This window comes from Gordonia sp. NPDC003422, assembly GCF_053588675.1.
In genome coordinates this window covers 52,983-73,288 of the sequence record NZ_JBSFQL010000025.1, presented here as the reverse complement: position 1 = coordinate 73,288, position 20,306 = coordinate 52,983, and the positions used below count along the sequence as shown (strand labels likewise).

General features: G+C 65.6%; 18 protein-coding genes. 8 read left to right on the top strand and 10 right to left on the bottom strand.

All coding sequences use genetic code 11. The features are described from left to right. Positions 1–9 precede the first annotated feature (9 nt). On the bottom strand, positions 10–2,034 hold the full coding sequence (locus ACWDTF_RS19655) for a DNA/RNA non-specific endonuclease (protein ID WP_240857114.1): 2,025 nt from the start codon (positions 2,032–2,034) through the stop codon (positions 10–12). Between the two features lie 219 nt (positions 2,035–2,253). Here ACWDTF_RS19655 and ACWDTF_RS19650 point away from each other — a divergent pair, with 219 nt between their 5' ends. Both ACWDTF_RS19650 and ACWDTF_RS19645 read left to right on the top strand, forming a co-directional pair. Beyond that, positions 2,254–3,102: a hypothetical protein gene (locus tag ACWDTF_RS19650; RefSeq protein WP_433254683.1), complete on the top strand. Its 849-nt coding sequence runs from the start codon at positions 2,254–2,256 to the stop codon at positions 3,100–3,102. A 73-nt stretch (positions 3,103–3,175) separates the two neighbouring features. After that, positions 3,176–3,748: a nucleotidyltransferase domain-containing protein gene (locus tag ACWDTF_RS19645; protein ID WP_449754918.1), complete on the top strand. Its 573-nt coding sequence runs from the start codon at positions 3,176–3,178 to the stop codon at positions 3,746–3,748. A 108-nt stretch (positions 3,749–3,856) separates the two neighbouring features. Here ACWDTF_RS19645 and ACWDTF_RS19640 read toward each other — a convergent pair whose 3' ends face one another. Together ACWDTF_RS19640 and ACWDTF_RS19635 are read right to left on the bottom strand one after the other, a co-directional pair. Next, on the bottom strand, positions 3,857–4,411 hold the full coding sequence (locus ACWDTF_RS19640; RefSeq protein ID WP_240857111.1) for a DUF4334 domain-containing protein: 555 nt from the start codon (positions 4,409–4,411) through the stop codon (positions 3,857–3,859). Positions 4,412–4,480: 69 nt separating this feature from the next. Next, positions 4,481–5,020 (bottom strand): FKBP-type peptidyl-prolyl cis-trans isomerase, encoded by a 540-nt coding sequence (locus ACWDTF_RS19635; protein ID WP_240857110.1) that lies wholly within the window; start codon positions 5,018–5,020, stop codon positions 4,481–4,483. Between the two features lie 134 nt (positions 5,021–5,154). On the opposite strand from ACWDTF_RS19635, the gene ACWDTF_RS19630 reads away from it, so the two are divergent. Further along, entirely contained in the window at positions 5,155–5,592 is a 438-nt protein-coding gene (locus ACWDTF_RS19630) for a VOC family protein (protein WP_449754917.1), read from the top strand. Between the two features lie 176 nt (positions 5,593–5,768). Here the strand turns inward: ACWDTF_RS19630 and ACWDTF_RS19625 are convergent, their stop codons facing one another. The 5 genes from ACWDTF_RS19625 to ACWDTF_RS19605 all read right to left on the bottom strand — a co-directional run bounded on the left by ACWDTF_RS19625 (position 5,769) and on the right by ACWDTF_RS19605 (position 10,082). Continuing rightward, positions 5,769–7,397 (bottom strand): DUF7800 domain-containing protein, encoded by a 1,629-nt coding sequence (locus ACWDTF_RS19625; protein WP_433259529.1) that lies wholly within the window; start codon positions 7,395–7,397, stop codon positions 5,769–5,771. A 142-nt stretch (positions 7,398–7,539) separates the two neighbouring features. Continuing rightward, positions 7,540–8,838, bottom strand: a complete 1,299-nt coding sequence (locus tag ACWDTF_RS19620; protein WP_433254673.1) for an AAA family ATPase — start codon at positions 8,836–8,838, stop codon at positions 7,540–7,542. A gap of 136 nt (positions 8,839–8,974) precedes the next feature. After that, a complete protein-coding gene (locus tag ACWDTF_RS19615; protein ID WP_240857108.1) occupies positions 8,975–9,343 on the bottom strand; it encodes a TraR/DksA family transcriptional regulator in 369 nt (122 codons plus the stop codon). 28 nt (positions 9,344–9,371) lie between these two features. Then, positions 9,372–9,737: a hypothetical protein gene (locus tag ACWDTF_RS19610; RefSeq protein WP_240857107.1), complete on the bottom strand. Its 366-nt coding sequence runs from the start codon at positions 9,735–9,737 to the stop codon at positions 9,372–9,374. Positions 9,738–9,806: 69 nt separating this feature from the next. Further along, positions 9,807–10,082, bottom strand: coding sequence for a nickel-binding protein (locus ACWDTF_RS19605; protein ID WP_240857106.1), 276 nt, complete (start codon positions 10,080–10,082; stop codon positions 9,807–9,809). Between the two features lie 128 nt (positions 10,083–10,210). Here ACWDTF_RS19605 and ACWDTF_RS19600 point away from each other — a divergent pair, with 128 nt between their 5' ends. Both ACWDTF_RS19600 and ACWDTF_RS19595 read left to right on the top strand, forming a co-directional pair. Next, positions 10,211–12,793, top strand: coding sequence for an ATP-binding protein (locus tag ACWDTF_RS19600; RefSeq protein ID WP_240857105.1), 2,583 nt, complete (start codon positions 10,211–10,213; stop codon positions 12,791–12,793). Between the two features lie 156 nt (positions 12,794–12,949). Beyond that, complete coding sequence (locus ACWDTF_RS19595) at positions 12,950–13,441, top strand: hypothetical protein (RefSeq protein ID WP_240857104.1); 492 nt, start codon at positions 12,950–12,952, stop codon at positions 13,439–13,441. A gap of 2 nt (positions 13,442–13,443) precedes the next feature. Here the strand turns inward: ACWDTF_RS19595 and ACWDTF_RS19590 are convergent, their stop codons facing one another. Together ACWDTF_RS19590 and ACWDTF_RS19585 are read right to left on the bottom strand one after the other, a co-directional pair. Next, complete coding sequence (locus tag ACWDTF_RS19590; protein WP_240857103.1) at positions 13,444–15,666, bottom strand: 6-phosphofructokinase; 2,223 nt, start codon at positions 15,664–15,666, stop codon at positions 13,444–13,446. Between the two features lie 172 nt (positions 15,667–15,838). Next, on the bottom strand, positions 15,839–16,900 hold the full coding sequence (locus ACWDTF_RS19585) for a lactonase family protein (protein ID WP_240857102.1): 1,062 nt from the start codon (positions 16,898–16,900) through the stop codon (positions 15,839–15,841). Between the two features lie 192 nt (positions 16,901–17,092). Here ACWDTF_RS19585 and idi point away from each other — a divergent pair, with 192 nt between their 5' ends. Genes idi through crtI form a run of 3 tightly spaced genes read left to right on the top strand, consistent with a single transcriptional unit; the run spans position 17,093 to position 20,180 of the window. After that, entirely contained in the window at positions 17,093–17,638 is a 546-nt protein-coding gene (gene idi / locus ACWDTF_RS19580) for an isopentenyl-diphosphate Delta-isomerase (protein ID WP_240857101.1), read from the top strand. Then, entirely contained in the window at positions 17,635–18,558 is a 924-nt protein-coding gene (locus ACWDTF_RS19575) for a phytoene/squalene synthase family protein (protein WP_449754916.1), read from the top strand. The genes idi and ACWDTF_RS19575 overlap by 4 nt, the downstream gene beginning before the upstream one ends. After that, positions 18,555–20,180: a phytoene desaturase family protein gene (gene crtI / locus ACWDTF_RS19570; RefSeq protein WP_433254656.1), complete on the top strand. Its 1,626-nt coding sequence runs from the start codon at positions 18,555–18,557 to the stop codon at positions 20,178–20,180. The genes ACWDTF_RS19575 and crtI overlap by 4 nt, the downstream gene beginning before the upstream one ends. Positions 20,181–20,306: the final 126 nt, after the last annotated feature.

The window sequence follows — 20,306 nt, the reverse complement described above, 5'->3', positions numbered from 1 at the left end:
GTTCAACTCCTAACAGAGAATGAGGTTTTCTGGGCGGATCAGTTCGCGTGGTGTGCCCGTGGATTCGACGTGTTCGAGCGGATCCGCCGCGATGTAGGGCGAGAGTTCGAGTCCGGTCAGGTCTGCGATCCGACGGACGGGGACCTGGTAGGTGCGATAGGCCCCGTAGGAGAACGACTCCGGACCGGCCGCGAACTCGTCCAGCAGCGCGGCCTGGCTGAGCAGGTACGCGGTGGATGCCAACGTGTGCCTGTCGGTGACGATGGTGACCACCTTCCAGAACTGGCGGGGGAGTGACACCCCGCGGTAAGGCGGGTCGTCGGCGGCGAGCACCGGACCGGTGAGGACGCTGACCTTGAGGCCGTGAGTGGCGCTGTTGCGCAAGACGTAGTCTTCGAGGCCGAGCCACAGGGTCGAACCGGCATTGAATTCGTGGTGCTGCGGTGTGCAATTGGTGAAGTGGAACGTGTCGTCGTTGGCGGCCTTGGCGTTTGGTCCCCACGCCGGGTCGAGTCGTCGGACCAGGTGACCTCGATCGAGGTTGTTGGCGAGGTACAACTCTTTGTCGGTCTGCTCACCGGCGGGTAGCCGAGGATCGGCGATCCAGCGATCGGATTCGCGGGGCAACTCGGCGGGTTGGTTGCCGTCGATGTTGACGGCGGTGAACATCGCCATCCGGCGAACGCGGTTCATCACCACGCTGAAGTGGTGATACCGCAGTTCACTCGATGCCAACGCAGCCAGTCCGGGGCCGACGGTCGGCAACGGCGCCCGAAGTGTCGGATCGAGGAAACCGGGGTCGTAGCCGGCCCGGGTGCTGTAATCCGGATCGATGGAGATCGCTTCGGCAGCAACGCTGTTCACCGTGATGGGAGTGGGCTCGGCGACCCGGAAAGTGATCTCGAGCGGCAGGCGTATCGTCGACACTCCGTCGGGCACGTCGACGGCGAGTTCCGGCGGACGCGGTTGCCGGGCAGGTGCTGCTGCAGCGGTCGGCGCCGCCTCCGAGCGGCCGCTGCCCGCGGGACCGAGCAGAACGTCGAGCAGGGCCTGCTGTTCGGTGGTGAAGGATTGTGTGCGAAGGTAATTCAGGATGCTGCTGATCCGGACACCCTCGTTCAGGAAGCCGCCGAACTCCGATCGCTCGGGGGCGGGCACGCTGGCGTGGTGGAGCGCGACCACTTCCCATTGATCGTTGAACACCGGTGAGCCCGACGAACCCGGTTCGGTGTCGGCGCTGTAATGCACGAATCCGTCGGGGATGTCGATGAGTTTGTTCTCGCGCAGTACGATCTGCTTCTTGCGGCCACCCGGATGCTGGACGATGGTGACGTTCTCGCCGATGATCACCGTTCCCTGCGCGGCGGTCAGACGGTTGAATCCGTAGCCTTTCAGCGTGCCGCTGTCGTCGGTCACGGCCACCAGGGCGAAGTCGCGTTGACGATCTGCGACGAAGAACTTGTCAGGATTGAGTTGGTAAGTGTGCGAGGATAACTCGGTTCCGCCCGCGCCGTCCTGATAGTCGAACTCGATGAGGCTGATGCGCGCCGTTTGTGCGTCGGGCAGAACGTGATGGTTGGTGAGCAGGAGGTCTGGGGTCACCAGAAAGCCCGTACCGTATCCCTGCAGATGGCCTGAGGCCGCTCCGATCTGGACCCGGCCGATGGCGCGCGCTGCCAGTACCCCGTCATCGAGGTATCTGACACCGAGGAAGTCGGCGGTGTTGATGATGCGCTCGAGCTCGGCCGACGGTGCGGCAACCGCCGCGGCCGTTTCTTCGACGCCGAGCTCGATTGTCGGCTGCGGTTGCGCCTGAGCGGTCGGCGAGTAGTAGTCCGCGATGCGCGCCAAGCGCTTTCTGATCCGTTCCGGATCGTCGGCCTCGGCGAGGCCGTTCGACCTGGCGAGCACTTCCTCGTGCTGCCGGCGACTGGTGGATCTGTCCTGCAGGCGTCGGGCGGCAGCCGCCACCTGGAGGTCGTGTTCGGAATCGAACGCGCCCTGCGCGGACGGGGTGGGGGAGACGACGGTCATGGTGGCACCTCGGGTCGCTGAGTTGTCGCGATGCAACGAGTATCCGGCGCTCGTTGGAGCACAACATGAGTAGACGGCTACCCGAATTCCTGGCTCTGACGACCTCAGGTGCGCGTCGGGGCTGCGACGGCAAGGTAGCCGACGGTCCTATGATCGAGCCATGGTCGTCGTCGAGATCCTGCCGAAGTGTTGCTTCGTCGACGCCGGTCGGAGGTGACGATGGATCTCGACGACGCCGCGGACGAGCTCTTTGGGCTGATGCCCGCTGAATTCGTCTCGCGCCGAAACGAACTCGCCAAACAGGCGAAGGCCGACGGCGACCCCGAGTTGTCGTCGGCGATTCGCGGACTACGACGGCCAACACATTCGGCATGGGCGCTCAATCAGTGGGTGCGGTCCGACCCGGATGGGGTGGCGGCGCTGACCACGCTCGCTGCCGAACTCGCCGCGGCCCAACGACGTGGTGAGATGGCCCGGGTGCGTGAGTTGTCGCAGCAGCGACAGACTGTGGTTTCCGACAGTGCAGCCGCGGTGGCCGATCTCGCGACCGATCGCGGCCTGCCGATATCGGGTGGCGCTGTCGGTGAGGTGTCGGCGTCGTTGCGGGCAGCGATTGCCGACGAGGCGGTTGCGGCCGTGTTGACCGCCGGACGGTTCGTGACTGCGGTCGAGTACAGCGGGTTTGGTCCCGCGGGTGTCTTTCTCGTTCCCGACGCGGAACCGCCCACCGATGCCGCCTCGACTTCCTTCGAGCAAGCCGATGCGGATGAAACAGATGATCCCCGCGCAGCCGCGCGCGCCGAACTCGCCGCCGCCACCGAAGAAGCAGCACGTATCCGGGACGAACTCGAGCACGCAGGTGACACGGTGGACGAGGCCACCGAGAGCACCGATCGACTGTCGACGAAGGTCGAAGAGCTGCGAGTCCAGCTGGCGGCCGCGGACGAGGAACTGCTGTTTGCGCGTCGCAAGCAGGTCGCCGCGCGTGAGGCCTGCGAAGATGCGCAGACCCGGCTGCGGGTCGCGGAACAGCGTGTGCACACTGCGCGTCGGGATGCGGAAGCGTGAGGGAGTTCGCCGTGTCGCCGGCGAAGGGGAGCGAGGAAGCGGCGTTTCGCTCGCGATACGGCCGTGGGCGAACGTGACACCCGGCGATGTGTCGGACGTGCTGGGTGATTTCGATCGTCCATGGTGGGTGGCAGGCGGATGGGCAATCGACGCGTTCACGGGCACCGAGCGCGATCACGAAGATCTGGACCTCTGTGTATTCCGCACCGACCTGGACGCGTTGCTTGCCGCGTTGGACGGCCGATTGCACGCCTGGGCGACCGGCCTGCAGGGCAGTCTGTGGCCGGTGACGGGTGAATACCCGCTGCCCGGCGACTCGACGCAGTTGTGGTTGCGTGCCGACGCGACGTCGCCCTGGCTGCTCGATGTCCTGCTGACCCCGGACGATGATGGTCGCTGGGTCCATCGCCGTGACGGTTCGTCGGCCCCGCTCGACGAAGTGACTTGGCGGTCGGGCGAGATTCGCTACCTCGATCCGGAGATCGTGTTGATGTACAAGGCGAAGGCCAATCGTTCGAAGGATCTGTCGGACCTGCGCAGGGCGATTCCGCAGCTGGACGACCACGCCCGGAAGAGGCTGCGGGAGTTCCTCATTCACAGCCATCCGGGACACGCTTGGATCGGGCTTCTCGACTCCGCGTCGTAGGGTGGTTCGAGTGCAGTGGACCTCGGAGTCGGTGCTCGAGCAATCGAAACGGTGGCAGTCGTCTTGGCATCCGCCGGGATCCGACGTTGTCGTCGATGACCGTTGTGGCTACACCAACGACAGCGAGTCGTCGCGCCGAAGCACGAAGAAGTAGGGCTTGTCTGAACCCTTGAGATCCATGGCGCCGATCACCGCGTCGTCGGAGAGGCGGTGAAAGACATCGTTGATGGGCAACTGGTCGTAGATCATGGTCGCGGAGTCGACGCCGCGGTACCGAGTGGTTCGCAGGCGCGCCTTGGCGGATCGTGTCTGCGACAGGAGTCGGGTGGCGGCGATGGGCTTCACATAGGTGTGATTCTTGACCTGCGGCAACACTTTCGACACTCCTACACCGCTGAAGGCGAGGGCAGGGTTCATCGCCCACAATGCTTTGCCATCGCGGGTTCGGAACAGCAACGGGTGCACGGTCTCGGCGTCGACGAACTGTTTGCCCCACCAACCGCTTGCACCGAGCAATCCGTCGATGGGATGTCCGGTCGGCACCTCGGCACCGTGCCAGGTGCCGATCATGAAATCGGGTTCGACGGCGGCCGAGTCATCGAACAGTTCGGCCGCCTCAGCGAAGGTGGTCGGTACGGTCGGCATCAATTCGTGCAACTGCATGCCTTGGATCGTACGCGACATTGACACAGACTTGACCAAATGTCTCAAAGTCGACGCGACGTGCAGTGATCACTCGGCAGAGATGATGGCGATCTCGAAGACCAACGTGTCACCGGGTTGGATTCCGGCGTCTGGCGCCCCGTTCGGATAGGCGTCGGCGGGTGCCATCGCCACTGCGACGCGCGAGCCAACCTTTTGGCCGGCGATGGCCTTGCGGAAACCGGGCACCACCTCACCGAGCCCGAAGGGGGCCGGCTGTCCGCGCTGGTAGGAGCTGTCGAACGTGCGGCCGTCGCGGCCGTTGACACCCTCGTAATTGACTGTTACATAGCTGGTTTCGGACACCACCGCGCCGGATCCGGTTTCCAGTGTGTGCACCTGGGTTTCGGTCACCGCGAACGGCGCGGTGATCGTGATCTTCGGCGGCGCGGTATCGGTCGAAGCGACCACCTCGGCCGTGCCGGTCGTGCCCTGGAAAGTCCAACTGGGCGGGTCGGCGGGATCGTCAGAGCTGCATCCCGCTGCGAAGACTGCGATCACGGTGGCGATGATCGCCAGGGCGACTACTTCGGCCGACCTCGGTCGGCGCTTGGCGGTGCGGGATCTCATGCGGTGAACCGTACCCGAGCGCACCGACCGCCGATCGGTGGTGTGTTCCTCGGCGGTCCGGTGCGATTGAGGACCGCAGGTGTCCCCGATGCATGTGATGGTGGATGTATTCCGAAGCAACGAAAGGTGGCGTCATGTCCAGCGAGATCCAGGTGACGTTCGACTGCGGCGATCCAGCTGCGCTCGCCGCGTTCTGGGCCCACGTCCTCGGTTACCGGATTCAGGATCCGCCGGCCGGCCACCCGTCTTGGGACGAGTTTCTCGAGGCCGTTGGCGTGCCGGCCGAGCGGCGCAACGACGCTTCGGCGCTGGTGGACCCGGACGGCTCGGGGCCCCGAATCTTCTTCCAGCGCGTACCCGAGGGAAAGTCCGCCAAGAACCGCGTGCATCTCGACGTTCGCTCGGCGCCCGGATTGACCGGCGCCGACCGGATGGCAGCTTTGGAAGAGACTGCCGAACACCTGATCAGCCGGGGTGCGACCCGACTCGAGCGCCACGAACCGGCGCCACCGACGGCCGGCGGCCACATCGTCATGGCCGATCCCGAAGGCAACGAGTTCTGCCTGGACTGAATTCCACCCGACGGCCGAGGCACGACGGGCGCGGCCTCGTCGCAGAAACCGCACTTGTCGCCAGAAACCCCAGGTGTGGTCAGAAACCGCTGCTGCGCCTCGGGTATCTGACCAGACACGCGGTTTCTGAGATCGCGACACGCCGACGACCATTGGGGGGCACCGTACTCGTCCGATCAGTCGAGCCGCACCGACGCCGCGTCGACGAGGTCGCCGTGGTCGTCTGGTTGGTCGAACGTCACCCTGGCATCGCGTCCGTCGAGCTCAAGCGTCGCAATGGTATTGCCGAACAGCGGGCCGGCAACGTTGGTCCATCGCACGGGCAGAGGCTTTGATCCCCAGCGTCGGGCAAACGCCCGGGTTGCCTTGCCCACGCGGCTCGACCATCCATAGGTCAACACCGGTCTCACATAGGCAGGAACGTGGTTGTGGACGGGCGAACAGACGAGCTGATACACGCTCGTCTGTGTCGTCGTCGGCAGATCCACGCGCGCCGCGTAACTGTGGTGGACGTCGCCGGACAACACGGTGACGGTCGCCAGCGGATGTGCCGGGCGATCAGACGCCCCGACGATGAGCTCGGTGAGGCGCACGAACGAGTCGAAAAAGGCCGGCCAGTGCTCGAAATCTGCTGCCTGACGGATCTTTTCACCCAGACGACCGCGCCACCCGGGCCTGCCCGCGGCGAGTTCGTTGATCGTCTGCAGGTCACTGACCGCATAGGGCAACAACCACGGCAACGACGTCCCCAGCATCAGGTGATCCACATCCTCGTGTGCATCGGCGATCTGGTCTGCCAGCCAATCGAATTCACGTTCCCCGAGCATGGATCTGTGTCCATCGGTCAGAATGCGGCCGTTGCGAGAGTCGATCATGAGCAGCCGGCTTCGTCCGAGATCCCAGCGGAAGCTGAACCGCACGCCCTTGCTGCCGTCGACCTCGGCGTCGGCGCGATCGGCCAGGTCGGCGAGGACGGGCCAGCGATCACCGGTGCCCGTGACGATCGCGCGGTAATCGGGATCGTCACGGAGCGTGTCGGCGCTGAGATTGCCGATGTGCTGATACACCCAGTACGACGCCAGACCCGCACGAATCCGATCGGGCCACCATGGGATGGACGCCATCTCGGCCCGCCAGACCGCCGACGTGTTCCAGTCGTCGCGGATGTCGTGGTCGTCGAAGATCATTGCCGTGGAAATCGTCGACATGATCCAGCGGATCTCGGGATCACTCCAGGTGTGGCGGTACAGGCTCTCGTACTCCCGAAAACTCACCACTTCATCTGGCGGGCGTTTGGTGCGCACCGAACCTCGCCGCCGCCCGGCGAGGTGAGCACGGGCCTGCGGGGTCAGCTCGTCGGCGTACACCTGGTCGCCGAGGAGGATGAGGACATCCGGCCATTGGTCGACGGGCACGGTGGCAAGGCGCTTGGCGTACGAATCGAGCGCATCGGTGCCGAGCTTTTCATCGATCTTCGGTTCGCCGGTCTTCGGATAGCGACATGACCCGAAGATCACCTTCTTGCGGACGGCACCGCGCGGGCCCTGGGTACGAATGACGCTGCGCGGAAAGGTCGAATCTGCTTCCGGCCACACGACGTCGTCGTCAATGGAGACTTCGTAGTCGTAGGTCGAGTCCGGGGACAGGCCGTCGACGAGTACCAGCGCGTAATGGTGGCCCTGCACCTCGAAGGTCTGCGCACGACACCCCAACACGGTGACCTCACATGAGGTCGACGTCTGTACCCAGATCGACGCGGTGGTGTCGCCGACATGACGCAGGATGGGGCCGAGAAGAAGAGGCATCGATTCAGGGTAGGCGCTGCGGATGAGCAGTGCTGCCAAGTCGGGCGCCCCGGCGAGGCTGATGCCCTCGGCCGCCCGGTGATCGGCGCGCATGCGCGACCTCGGTGCGCGGCGGGTGGTAGGAAGGTCAGCCTGACAGGGCCTAGAGGTAGGTCCCGATCGGCACCGTCGCGGCATATCCCCGTTCACCGATCACGCTCAGCAGAGTTGCCGTGGTGACCGCTTCACCGTCGACGAGAACGGCTCGCCGAATCGCCTCGGACACATCGGCACCAGTCCGTTCGGCCGGGAACGCATCCACCACCCGCGCGACGTCGACGTCGGCCGACGGAAGGCGCCGCAACGTGGATCGCAGCATCGCCGCCACCGCCGCGTCGGTCGGCCAGCCCATCTCGACGATCGAATCGAACCGGGCGGCACGCGTCGCCGCATTGTCCAGCGACTTCGGATCGTTGGTGGTCGCGATGGTGAGCACCCGGTCTCGCTTGGTCGCGCCGTCGAGGGCCGATAGCAGCGAACCCAGACTCGAGTCGGAACCGCTGCCTCGCCGCTTGATGTGCAGATCGATGTCGTCGAGAAGCACGACGAGTGGTCCGAGATCGTCGGCAGTACGGTAGATGTCGCCGATACCGTGGGCGGTTGACGCGGGATCGGCGATGATCGCCGTGAAGGAACCGACCAACTCGCTCATGACGACACGCGCCACGGCCGTCTTGCCGACGCCGGGAGGGCCGGCGAGCATGATCCCTCGACTCGTGGCCAACCCGGCGGCCCGCAGGGTCTCATGTCGCGTGGTCACCGCAGCGACCGCGAGATCCACTTCGCGCCATACCGTTTCGGGTACGACAACATCGTCGCGGCGTGCACCCAGTTCGACGTCCTCCACGGAAAGCTGGAGACGGCCGTCGAATCCGGCGTTGAGGACACGTCCACGCAGCGGGTTGCGTGCTGTCATGCGTCGGCGGATCTGGGCGACGGCGGTCTTTGCCATCTCGTGCCCACCGGGAGGTGCGATCACCGCGATCGAATGGTGGTTGTACTGCGGATTGATCACAGCCTGCACCGCCAGAGGTCCGGAACCGAAGGGGTTGTGCGGACCGAAGAAGAGAGTGGCGTCGGTGGGAATCGAGTAGTCGACACCGCCCAGGGTGAACTCGCGCCAACTCGGCGGATCGTCATCCTCGTCGGGTCCGATCACCGGGTTGTGCTGATCCACCAGATCGGCGAGCACCAGTCCGGCCGCAATCAGCGTCGACGGCGTCAAACTCAGGTAGTGCGTGGACAATTCGTTTCGAGGTGCACCCAGATGCGCCGCGAGCAGACGATCTGCGGTGGGCTTCGGTTCGGCGGTGCCGGTCAACATCTGGCCGAGAACGAGCAACGCACGACGGACCACGGGTGCCTCACCGTCCAGCGGCGTACCCATCGCATCGTCGATCATCGTCCTCAACTTCCTTGGTATGGCCCTCCTTTCGGGCAGCGGTCAACTGTGGCACCGGCGACACCTCACGCACAACAGGTTTTTCAGCGATGCACGGTCGGAACGTGGGTGCGTTTGGTGATGTGGGTGTCGCAGATCACCACTGTCGAGCCGGGTTGCGACGCGCACAGTCGACGCATTGTCGCGCCGCGGGCAGGACCTCGAGACGCTCCGGATCGATCTGTCGCCCACAGGTTTCACAACGCCCGTACGACCCGCGTCCGAGGCGCTCGAGGGCGGCGTCGATCTCGTGCAGCCGCACGCGTGACCGTTCCACCTGCGCAACAAGGTGTCCTCGCTCGACGGCGAGGGTTGAACCCTCGGGATCATGCTCGTCGTCGGCTGACTCGTCGGCGGTCGCGTCGATGACGGCCGCCAATCGTGCGGTCAGTGCGTCGATCAGCTCCTGTGTCCGTGTCCGTTCGGAGAGCAACGTGTCCCGCGACGGATCATCGTGCGCGGTCACGATGATCCGGTCGAGAGTCGACGCCGCCTCATCGCACCCCCGCCTCCTTGAACTTTTGTACGCCCGACCGTGTACTCGTCACCAGGACGGGATGGTCGCGCTGATCGTCCTGTGGTGGCGCAACGCCTCGTTCTCCGTCGCGGTGGCGCAGGTACCAGAACAACATGAATCCGGTCGACGTGCCGTGGAATGCATGCAGCACCCAGATGGGGCCCAGGGGCAGACTGACCACATAGATCGCGTACAGCAGATTGCCGAGGTTGGCGAGCACGATGTTTCCGATGCTGTACGACGACAGGTCCCGGGTGGTGGCCGCCTTCCTGAGCATCGGCAGCGTCGAGAGGACGAACACCGCGGTGGACAGGCTCCCGGCGACGGTGGCGATGTCGGTCATGACGGAGTCCTGGTCGACGAGCGTTCACCGCGGTGTTCGGCAATCACTGGCGTGTCAGGGATTCGCCGGTCAGGGATTCGCACTGTGCGGTCCGAACTCGGAAGCGACCTCGGTGACCGAGGTGCACGGGAATCCGGCGCGGCGCGAATGCTCCCACACGGTCGACTCGTCGTCGGCCTGGTGGACGCAGACGATCTTGTCGCCGGCGGCATAGCTCGTGATCCACCGGTAGGGGACGCCGAGCGACGCGGCGGTGTCATTTGACGTGCGCGCGATGTCGGCGAGTGCGGGAGCGTCGAGGTCGGCGGCGCCGGGAAAGTCGCGTTCGATGACGAAGGTCTTCATGTCAATTCTCCTTGCTGGATGATTTCTTGCCTGCTCAGAGTCGCGCGTACCCAATTCCCGGGCATCGGGAAGAACTCCCTATCTTGGCCGTCTTGCCTGGTCAGGAAAAGCCTGCCTATTCTCTGGTGGTGGCGCTCGTGGAGCGGGACCGGGAGCTGACGAGGCTCGAAGCACACGTCGATCGGGCGCGTGCGGGAGATGGCAGTGTCGTGATGGTCACCGGTGAGGCCGGTGCGGGCAAGACCGCGTTCGTCGAGGAGTTCACCGCTCGATCCGCGGGCGACATGCGGGTCCTGTGGGGCCAATGCGATCCACTCACCACACCGCGGCCGCTCGGTCCGCTGTTCGACGTCGTCGACGACCTCTCGCCCGACTCCCGGCGCACACTGCAGGGGGCCGAACACGCCTACGACATCTTCGACACGGTGGCACGCGACCTCGCGTCGGTTCCGACGATCCTCGTCATCGACGACGTGCACTGGGCAGATCAGGGTACGAGCGACTTCCTGCGTCACATTCTGCGTCGCGTTCGGCGCAGCACCACCCTGGTGGTGATCACGACGCGCGACGAGGCGTCCGATCACGCCGACCCGGTGCAGTACCTCCGTGGCGACGTCGCCCGGTCGTCGTCGGCGACATCGATTGCCCTGCAACCACTCTCGATCGACGCGGTCACGCACATGGTTGGTGCGCGTGCACTCGACCCGGTGGCGCTGCACCGCGTGAGTGGCGGAAATGCGTTCTACGTCACCGAATTGCTGGACCACGATGGTCGGGAGCTGCCGCCCACCATTCGTGATGCGATCCTGGCACGAACTGTCGGACTCGACTCGGCGAGTTGGGATGTGCTCAACCTGCTCGCGTGTTCACCGTCCGCAATCCCGGACCGATTGCTGGGAGTGCTCGGCATCGGCACCGACACACTGACCCGTTTGGGCCGCGCCCACCTGATCCGCCGGAGCGTGCGGGGGATCGCGTTCTGGCATGACCTGTGTCGGCTTGCCGTGGCAGATGTGCTGCCACCTGGTGCCAAGACGCCGTTGCATCAGCGGCTCATCGCCGCGTACGACGCTGTCGGAGAACAAGACCAGGCGACCATCACCTATCACGCATCGCGGGCGGGTGACACCGCCCGCGTCCGGTCGTCGGCCATCGCCGCGGGCCGGAATTCGGCACGGTCTGGTGCACATCGCCAGAGCGCCGAGTTCTTCCGGATGGCCCTTGCGGTGGGGGCGGACGACGATCCCGCCGGCGACGCCGAACTGCTGGAACTGCTTGCCGCCGAGTCGTACCTGACCGACCACCTCGACGAGGCCATCGACGCCGGCGAGCGGGCCCTGCAATTGCGTACCGTCGCCGGAGACACGGATGCCGTCAGTGCCGACCATCTGTCGCTGGCCGTATACGAGTGGTACAACGCCAACCGGCCTGCAGCCAATCATCATGTCGCCCAGTCGATCGCGGTGTTCGAGTCGGGCTCGCCCACGCCGCCGCTCGGACACGGGCACGCGATGGCGGCGTTTCTGGCGCTTCATGGGGGATCGGTCACGCAGGCACGCGCGCACCTGGAGCAGGCCAAACGGGTATCGGCTCTGACCGGCGACCAGTCGTTGCGTGATCGGATCGACATCGTCGAAGCCATTTGCGACATTGTCGACGGCGAGGTGTCGGGTCGTGGTCGGCTGTTGCAAGTCCTCACGCGGGCGCCGACACATCTCGACGAACTGTTCTCCAGCGGCTACAGCAACCTGGTTCATTTCGACGTCGAACAGCGTCGCTTCGTTCCGGCCGCCGAAGTCCTGGCCCGAAGCATCGACATGACCGTCGACAACGACCTTCCGGTCTGTCACGTGTGGCAACTCGCCACCCGTTCCAGGCTCGAATTTCTCCGCGGCCGGTGGGATGACGCACTCGGCGACAGCGCGTCGGTGCTCGACGGTCCGTCTGCCCCACTCGCGCGAACGTGGCCGTTGCTGGTTCGAGGATTGACCGCCCTTCGTCGTGGGGCGGATGGTCGTGACGACCTCGAACGCGCGTGGGAAATCGGCCAGAGCTATGGCGAACCCTTGCGGGTGTTGCCCGTCGCGGCCGCGCTGGTCGAGCAGGCGTGGTTGACAGGCCTGCCCGACGACCGGATCTCCGGGTTTGCCCGTCTGATCGTCGATGACGCCGACGGATTACAGTGGACCAGAGGTGATCTCGCTGTCTGGCTGAGCCGGGTGGGTGATGGGAACCGTGCCGGCGAGCTGGTTCCCGGCTCGGTTGCTCCGCCGTTTGCCCGCTATCTGGCCGGTGATGTGAGCTCGGCGGCACAGGCTTTCGGCGATGCCGGGCTCGAGTTCGATGCGGCGGTCGCCTTGACCGAGACCGGTGACACGTCGAGCATCGGTCGGGGTTTGGCAGCGCTGGACAGGTTGGGAGCGTTCGCGACCGCGGACCGAATCCGGCGAAATCTACGAGCCGCGGGATCGCTGGCCGTTCCGTCGCGTCGACGAGCATCGACGAGATCCAACGCCGCGGGGCTCACCCGACGCCAAACCGAGGTGCTGGCACTCATGGGTGAGGGACTCACCAATGCGGAACTAGCGGATCGCCTGTACCTGTCGGAGAAGACCGTCGGCCATCACGTGTCGGCGATCCTCGATCGCCTCGCGGTCACCAATCGACGCGACGCGGTGCGGCGAGGCCGGGAGACCGGCGTCATCGACTGATGGCCGCTGAGGCCGCCGCGCGAAAGTTAGGGATGTTCTCCCGATTCCCCCGAGGATTCGTGTGCCGATTCTGATGGTGCGGCTCAAACCCCTTGAGCTCGCCCGACACAGATCAGGAGCACGAACATGAAGACCACTTCGAGGACCACACGGGTCATGACGACACTTGGGGCGGTGGCCATTGCCGCCGGCCTCGCCACCGGTGCTGCGGTGTCATCCGCCGACGCCGCACCACGAGCCACCGGGGCGCAGCTGGCGGTCTCCGCCCCGAACCAGTACAACATCCGGGTCACCATCTCCGGTGTGTTCAAGATGAGTCGCGTCGATGCCGACACCATCATCAAGTACATGGTCGACAACCGCACCGGCGGCGTGACTTTCACCCTGCGGGCCGACGATTACGGGACCGGCGACGACGTGGCGTTTCAGCGGATCGTCACCGGCACCGGTTACATGCCGGGCGGCCACCTGGTCGCGACCGACCAGGGGTTGAGCTACCTGAAGGTGATGGACGTTCCTCGCGAGTACCTCAACGAGGACGACAACGCCTTCGACGAGACGGATGAGATCTACGCACAGGTCCACCTCAACTACGCACGTGGCGGTGATCGGTACGCCACGAGTCCGGTCGTGTCGCGCAACTTCTGATGTCAGCGGCGCATGATCTTCGCCAGGTCCTTGCTCTCCATCCAGCGTTGCTCGACGGGCCGCTTGGCCTCGGCGTCGATCAGAGCGGGGTAGGAGGTCAGGTCGGTGAACTGGACCCGCCCGGATTGGAATCCGATCATGGCGCTGGCTCGGCCGCCGGATTCCAGTTGTTCGGAAAGGAATTCGATGCATCGAGCAGTGAGGCTGGTGGCGTGGATGCGGTCGAAGGGCGAGGGGTCGCCGCCCTCTTGCACATGGCCGAGAACAGCTTGCCGGGCATCGAAGAGCTCGCCGCCTTCCTTCTCGAACAGTGAGGTGATGAACCACGTGTTGTAGACCGCGTCGGCGCCTTCGCTGCGGATGATCAACCCGAATCGTTTGCCCGAGCGGAATCCCTCGGCCATCGAGTGGATGTCGGCGGTCAGGTCGTCGATGGTGATGCCGTCCTCGGGCATGTAGATCCGTTCGGCCCCGGAGGCGATTCCGGACAGGAGCGCGAGGTATCCGGCGTGGCGTCCCATCACCTCGACCACGGCGACGCGACGGGTGGCCACCGCAGCCTGCCGGATCTTGTCCACGTCGGACACGATGCTGTTCAGCGCCGTGTCACTACCGATGCTCAGTTCCGTTCCGGGCACGTCGTTGGTGATCGTCATCGGAAGGCACACGATCGGGATGTCGAGAGCCGGGTATTGCTGGCGGTGGCGGTGGAGTTCGTAGGCCGACTGGTAGCCGGTCCAGCCGCCCGCCATGAGCAGCCCGTCGATCCGGTGTGCGGCGATTTGCTCGGCGACCTGCTCGATCCCCGCGCCCGTCGTCGGAATGTGCCGGTCCGTACCGAGTTCGGCACCACCGTCGGACACCCAGCCACTGACATCCATCCAGTCCATTTCCTGGATCTGCCCGCGACGCAGCCCGCGGAAGCCGTTCTTCACCGCCAGGACCGAGTAACCCCGATCCAGGCCGAGGCGGACCGCCGCTCGCACCGCGGCGTTCATTCCGGGGGCAAGGCCTCCGCTGTGCACGATCGCCAGCCGGAAGCGGCGTCGGCCCGTCTGCGTCGGTCGTGCAGCCGCTTGCTGAACAGTCTGCAGGATGCGGTGCGATTGGCGAAAACTTCCTCCGCGCAACAACATCGCGCCGTCGTAATCCTGGGCCTTGATACGTTCGGCAACGGCGTGGGTCTGTTCGACACACTCCATCAGCGGCGACGTCACCACCCGATTGCCGCGCAGCCCGACGAGCTGGGCGGGCGCGCCGGGTGCGTCGGTGAGTAGTCGCTCGACGGCGGTGAATCCCAACCGGGTCGCCAGGAAGCGGTCGAAGGCGCTCGGCGCACCACCACGTTGCACGTGTCCGAGCGTGGTGATGCGGGTGTCCTCGCCGAGTTCGTCCTCGAGAAGTTTCTTGACCTGTTCGGCGGTGATCGGGTTGCCGGCGCGGTCCTGCGCACCCTCGGCCACCACCACCACCGACTGCCGGCGTCCGATCTGGCGGCCCGTCCGGACGTCCCGACACATCTGATCTGCCCAGTCGTCGGCCGGCGGCTGTTCGGGAATGAGAACCCAGTTGGCCGCCGTGGCCAGCGACGCCATCAGCGCGAGGTACCCGCAGTGCCGGCCCATCACCTCGACCACGAAGGAGCGTTGGTGGCTCGACGCCGTGCTTCGCAGGGCATCCATCGCCTCGACGATCCGGTGCAGGGCCGTGTCCGCACCGATCGTCATGTCGGTACCGGACATGTCGTTGTCGATCGATCCGACCAACCCGACGAGGCGGAGAAACGAGTGGGACTCGGCGTCGGCGGCCGAGATCTCACCGGCGTCGACGAGTTCGGCGAGCAACTCCGGCCACTCCGCGCGGAACATGTTCGCACCGGTCAGGCTTCCGTCGCCACCGATCACCACCAGGGCGTCGATTCCGCGCTCGAGCATGTTGCGGGCGGCGGCGCGGCGGCCCTCGCGGGTCCGGAACTCCTTCGAGCGCGCAGTTCCGATCTCGGTTCCGCCCTTGTGCAGAATCCCATCGGTGTCGGCGAGTTCCATGCGGCGGATGAGGTCACCGCCGTCGACCAGCCCCTGGTAGCCCTCATGGATCGCGTACGCATCGATGCCGTGATGGAGGGCCGTGCGAATCACCGCCCGCACCGCCGGGTTCATCCCCGACGCGTCACCGCCACTGGTCAGGACTCCGATGCTCGACGGCGTGGACCCGGTGTCAGCCATGTCGGCGACCCGATTGCGACCGGCGTCCGCGTGAACGTGTGCTACTCATCTGGTACCCCATGTCCTCGTCGTGCTGTCGGAGAATCTCCTCAGGCGTCGGCTATGAGCATTGCGGTCCCGAGGTGTCGGCGCAACCGATTCGGCGATGTCCGCGCCCTCCTCGACCGGTGTGTCAGCCGACGACGAACTCGATGCACGACGGGCTGCCGGTGATGATCGTCTGGCCGGTCGGGGTCAGTGCACCGGTACCTACATCGGCGTGAAACGCAATGATGTTGTCGCTCACCTGGTTTGCGACAAGCAAGGTGTCGGAGTCGGGGGCGAACCGCAGGAAACGAGGTATCGCACCACCGGATTTCGTAAAGGTCGGCGGGCCGGCCATTCCGTTCGGGAGCACGGGAAAGGACGCCACCGAGTCGTGCCCTCGATTGGAGACGTAAACGAACCGGGTGTCGCGCGAGAAATCGATCCCAGCCGCCGCGCTGGGTGTGTCGTCACCGTCGGGCAGCGTCGAGAGTGATTGCACGACGCAGAGCTCCGCGTCGGCCGACGCGTGTTTGTAGACCGTCAAGTGCGACGACAATTCGTCGACGACGTACATGAACGGCAGCGATGGGTGGAACAGTAGGTGACGCGGCCCGGAACCTGGTGCGCTGAGGTGTGCCGGACCGGCGACGGTCAGTTGAGCAGTCGTCGGGTCAAAGGCCAGCAGATGCAGCCGGTCGGTTCCCCGGTCGGGCACGACGATGTGCCGGCCGCTCGGGTCGATACACACCTCGTGGGGCTGTGGTCCGGTCTGCTCGCCGGCGATCGGTCCGGGTACTCCGGTGAGTACGAGCGAACATACGCGCGGACCGAGTGTGCCGTCGGGGTTGCGCGGCAAGACTGCGATCGATCCGGACGTGAAACTGGCGACGATGAGATGACGTTGGTCCGGTGACAGCGCCAGGTGCACCCCGTTACTGCCGCCGGTGTCGTAGCGGCCCAGCTCGCGCAGCCACCCGGTCGATTCGATCTCGTACGAGGACACCAGCGGGCTGTCGCCGTGTGCCGCGTACAGGTGACGGCCGTCGTTGTCGGCCACGAGAAATGACGGGTTCTCGGCGGTCGGCACGGTGTGGATCGCGCGCCACTCATCGTCGGGCGTCACCTCGAAGACAGCAATCCCGGTCCCGTGTCCGCGCCGTCGCGCACTCGAAAAGCATCCGACGAAGGCAAAGCGTGTTCTGCGCACGTGACCTCCCTAGCGGTGCCTGTCGTGCGGGGGTTCGGGCGAGGGTGTTGCGGGAAGCGATCGGTACGCTATCAGCCCGAGGCACGTCTGTGACGCCGCCGGGCACATCCGAATCGCGGACGGCGACGAATTCAGACAAGAGTGGTTCGCCTGCGACCGGAGGGGACCGCCACACACCGAACGGAGGACCACATGACCGACGACCTCGTCGTTCTCGTAGACGCCCACCGACAGCCGTGTGGGACCGCGCCGCGCACGAGCGTGCACGGCACCGAGACCCCACTTCACCTGGCGTTCTCGTGTCACCTCGTGGACTCGGCCGAGCGCATTCTGATGACGCGGCGCGCCCTCTCGAAACCAACGTGGCCGGGCGTGTGGACCAACTCGTTCTGCGGCCATCCGCGCCCCGGCGAGCACGTCGAGGATGCGATCCGGCGCTACGCCCCGCGCGAACTCGGCCTCGACATCGACGACCTGACCTGCATTCTTCCCGACTTCGAGTATCGGGCCGTCGACGCCGGCGGAGTCGTGGAGAACGAGATCTGTCCCGTGTACTGGGCCCGACCCGTGGGCACGCCGGTGCCCAATCCGGATGAGGTGATGGATCTCGTATGGGCCCCGATAGAGGACGTCTGGGCGGCCGCCAACCGAACGCCCTGGGTCTTCAGCCCGTGGTTCGTCGAACAGGTGCATGCACTGGGTTCGCGACCGCTCGACACAGTCCGGTGGGCATCATGACAGCCACCGTTCGCCATTCCCCGGATGGTGATGCGGCCCGGCCCTATCACCACTACGACGACGTCGCCGACCAGAGCGCGGCACTGGTCATCCGCTCGTATTCATCCTCGTTCGGACTGGCGTCCCGACTGCTCGCCAAAGGGGTACGGCAGGACGTCCGAAACATCTACGCGCTGGTGCGGGTCGCCGACGAAATCGTCGACGCCCCACGCCCCGAGCAGACGCAGGCCCAACGCCGCAGTGCGCTCGACTCTCTCGAATCTGAGGTGGCCACGGCGCTGCAGACCGGGTCGAGCTCCAACCTGGTGGTCCACGCGTTTGCCCGAACTGCCCGGCGCTCGGGCATCGACACCGCTCTGGTCACGCCGTTCTTTGCGTCGATGCGGGCCGACCTGGACTGCCAACAGCACAGCGAGGCGAGCCTGACCGAGTACATCTACGGGTCGGCCGAGGTTGTCGGACTGATGTGTGTTCACGCGTTCCTCGCCGACCACCCCCACCGCAAGGCGCGCTACGACCAGCTTGCACCAGGTGCCCGGCGCCTGGGAGCCGCGTTCCAGAAGGTCAACTTTCTCCGTGATCTCGGTGAGGACAGTGGTCAACTGGGACGCCGATACCTCATCGGGATCGACCCGGACAAGCCGTCCGCAGATGCGTGGCGCTATTGGCTCGACGACATCGACACCGACCTGGCAGTGGCGGCCAAGGCGATTCCGCTGTTGCCCAACGGAACCCGAGTGGCGGTGTGTACCGCGCACGACATCTTCGCGGACCTCTCCAGACGGCTGAGGTCGACGCCGCCGGAAATTGCCTGTCGCACACGGATTCGCGTACCCGGACCAGACAAGGCGCGAATTGCCGCCGGCGCCGCATTACGTCGTGGCCAACCACGCACCGCCACCGCGAAGTCGGTCTCGTGAGCGGAGGGGGCAAAAGGGTCGTCGTGATCGGCGGTGGCGTGGCGGGGTTGTCGACCGCTGCGTTACTCGCCGCCGACGGACATCACGTCGACGTCGTCGAGAAGAATCCCAGCTTGGGTGGTCGAGCTGGGTCGTGGGAGCGCGATGGGTTTCGCTTCGACACCGGACCATCCTGGTGGCTGATGCCCGACGTGTTCGACCACTTCTTCGCGCTGGTCGGCACGTCCACCTCCGAACGCCTCGATCTTCGGCGCCTCGACCCCGCATACCGTGTGTTCTTCGAGAATCACTCCACACCGATCGACATCACGGGAGACGAAAGCCGAAACCGTGAGATCTTCGACGCGGTAGAGCCGGGGGCGGGGGTCGCACTCGGGGATTACCTGGAGTCGGCACGACGCGCGTATGACCTTGCGGTGCAGAACTTCTTGTACACCAACTTCGATACCCCCACCGCCTTCCTGGGCCGCGACGTGCTACGCAATGTGCGTGAACTCACCGGCCTGCTCCTGGGCAGCCTGGACCGATACGTTGCCGACAGATTCACCGACCGTCGCCTCCGGCAGATTCTCGGATATCCGGCGGTCTTCCTCGGGTCGTCGCCCGATCGAACGCCCGCGATGTATCACCTGATGAGCTGGCTCGACCTCGCCGACGGTGTTCGCTACCCGGCCGGTGGCTTCACGACGCTGGTGGATGCACTCGCCGACGTTGCCACCGAACACGGCGTGCAGATCCACACCTCGACCACGGCACTGGCCATCGACACCAGACCGCCTGTGCGCTCAGACATTTGGTCTCGCCGCAGACGACGACGCGCCGAGGTGACCGGTATTCGGGTCTCGGACGCGGAGGGTGCCGAGCACGTCATCGATGCCGATGTCGTCGTGGGCGCCGCAGATCTTCACCATGTGGAGACGCAGCTTCTGCCGCGCCGACTGCAGACGTTTCCGCAGAAACGTTGGGATCGCGCAGTTTCCGGACCCGGGGCGGTGCTCGTCTACCTGGGCGTAAAGGGCGAACTGCCGGAACTCGAACACCACTCGTTGTTCTTCACCGAGGACTGGACCACCAACTTCGACGCCATCTTCGAGACCCCGACCCAAGTCCCGGACCCCGCGTCTCTCTACGTCTGCCGGCCGTCGGCGACCGACTCCACCGTGGCACCCCCCGGCCACGAGAACATCTTCGTCCTCGTACCGGTCCCCGCCGATCCGGGTCTCGGGGCGGGCGGCGTGGATGGCCGCGGAGATCCGACGATCGAGCGGATCGCGGAGAGAGCGATTGACATGATCGCTTCGTGGGCGGGGATTCCCGACTTGGCCGATCGGGTTGTCGTGCGCCGCACCGTCGGCCCGGCCGACTTCGTCACCGAGGTGAATGCATGGTCGGGTGGCGCGCTCGGGCCGGCACATACCTTGCGGCAGAGTGCATTCTTCCGCGCCGGCAATCGGTCCCGGAGGGTTGACGGACTCTTCTACGCCGGGCACAGCACCACCCCGGGAATCGGTCTGCCGATGTGCCTCATCAGTGCCGAACTCGTTCGCAAACGTCTGCGCGGGGACACCTCCGTCGGGCCGTCGCCGGTCGATCAGCGCGTTCACCACCCATCTGCCGGCTGAGCCTCGAAGGCCTGGTGACCGTCGCTACCTGGCCGCCCAATTGCCCTGTCCCACCAGCCCTTCGAGGCTCTCGGCTAGCGCCTCGAGCACCTCAGGGAGCGGGGAAGGCTCGGCTCGCACCTCGGG

Excerpts from the sequence above, each read along its gene's own strand:
- ACWDTF_RS19635 (WP_240857110.1), bottom strand. The coding sequence starts at position 5,020 with ATGAGATCCCGCACCGCCAAGCGCCGACCGAGGTCGGCCGAAGTAGTC.
- ACWDTF_RS19605 (WP_240857106.1), bottom strand. The coding sequence starts at position 10,082 with ATGAAGACCTTCGTCATCGAACGCGACTTTCCCGGCGCCGCCGACCTC.
- ACWDTF_RS19630 (WP_449754917.1), top strand. The coding sequence starts at position 5,155 with ATGTCCAGCGAGATCCAGGTGACGTTCGACTGCGGCGATCCAGCTGCG.
- ACWDTF_RS19590 (WP_240857103.1), bottom strand. The coding sequence starts at position 15,666 with ATGGCTGACACCGGGTCCACGCCGTCGAGCATCGGAGTCCTGACCAGT.
- ACWDTF_RS19575 (WP_449754916.1), top strand. The coding sequence starts at position 17,635 with ATGACAGCCACCGTTCGCCATTCCCCGGATGGTGATGCGGCCCGGCCC.
- ACWDTF_RS19595 (WP_240857104.1), top strand. The coding sequence starts at position 12,950 with ATGACGACACTTGGGGCGGTGGCCATTGCCGCCGGCCTCGCCACCGGT.
- idi (WP_240857101.1), top strand. The coding sequence starts at position 17,093 with ATGACCGACGACCTCGTCGTTCTCGTAGACGCCCACCGACAGCCGTGT.
- ACWDTF_RS19610 (WP_240857107.1), bottom strand. The coding sequence starts at position 9,737 with ATGACCGACATCGCCACCGTCGCCGGGAGCCTGTCCACCGCGGTGTTC.
- ACWDTF_RS19655 (WP_240857114.1), bottom strand. The coding sequence starts at position 2,034 with ATGACCGTCGTCTCCCCCACCCCGTCCGCGCAGGGCGCGTTCGATTCC.
- ACWDTF_RS19640 (WP_240857111.1), bottom strand. The coding sequence starts at position 4,411 with ATGCAGTTGCACGAATTGATGCCGACCGTACCGACCACCTTCGCTGAG.
- ACWDTF_RS19650 (WP_433254683.1), top strand. The coding sequence starts at position 2,254 with ATGGATCTCGACGACGCCGCGGACGAGCTCTTTGGGCTGATGCCCGCT.
- ACWDTF_RS19625 (WP_433259529.1), bottom strand. The coding sequence starts at position 7,397 with ATGCCTCTTCTTCTCGGCCCCATCCTGCGTCATGTCGGCGACACCACC.
- ACWDTF_RS19620 (WP_433254673.1), bottom strand. The coding sequence starts at position 8,838 with ATGATCGACGATGCGATGGGTACGCCGCTGGACGGTGAGGCACCCGTG.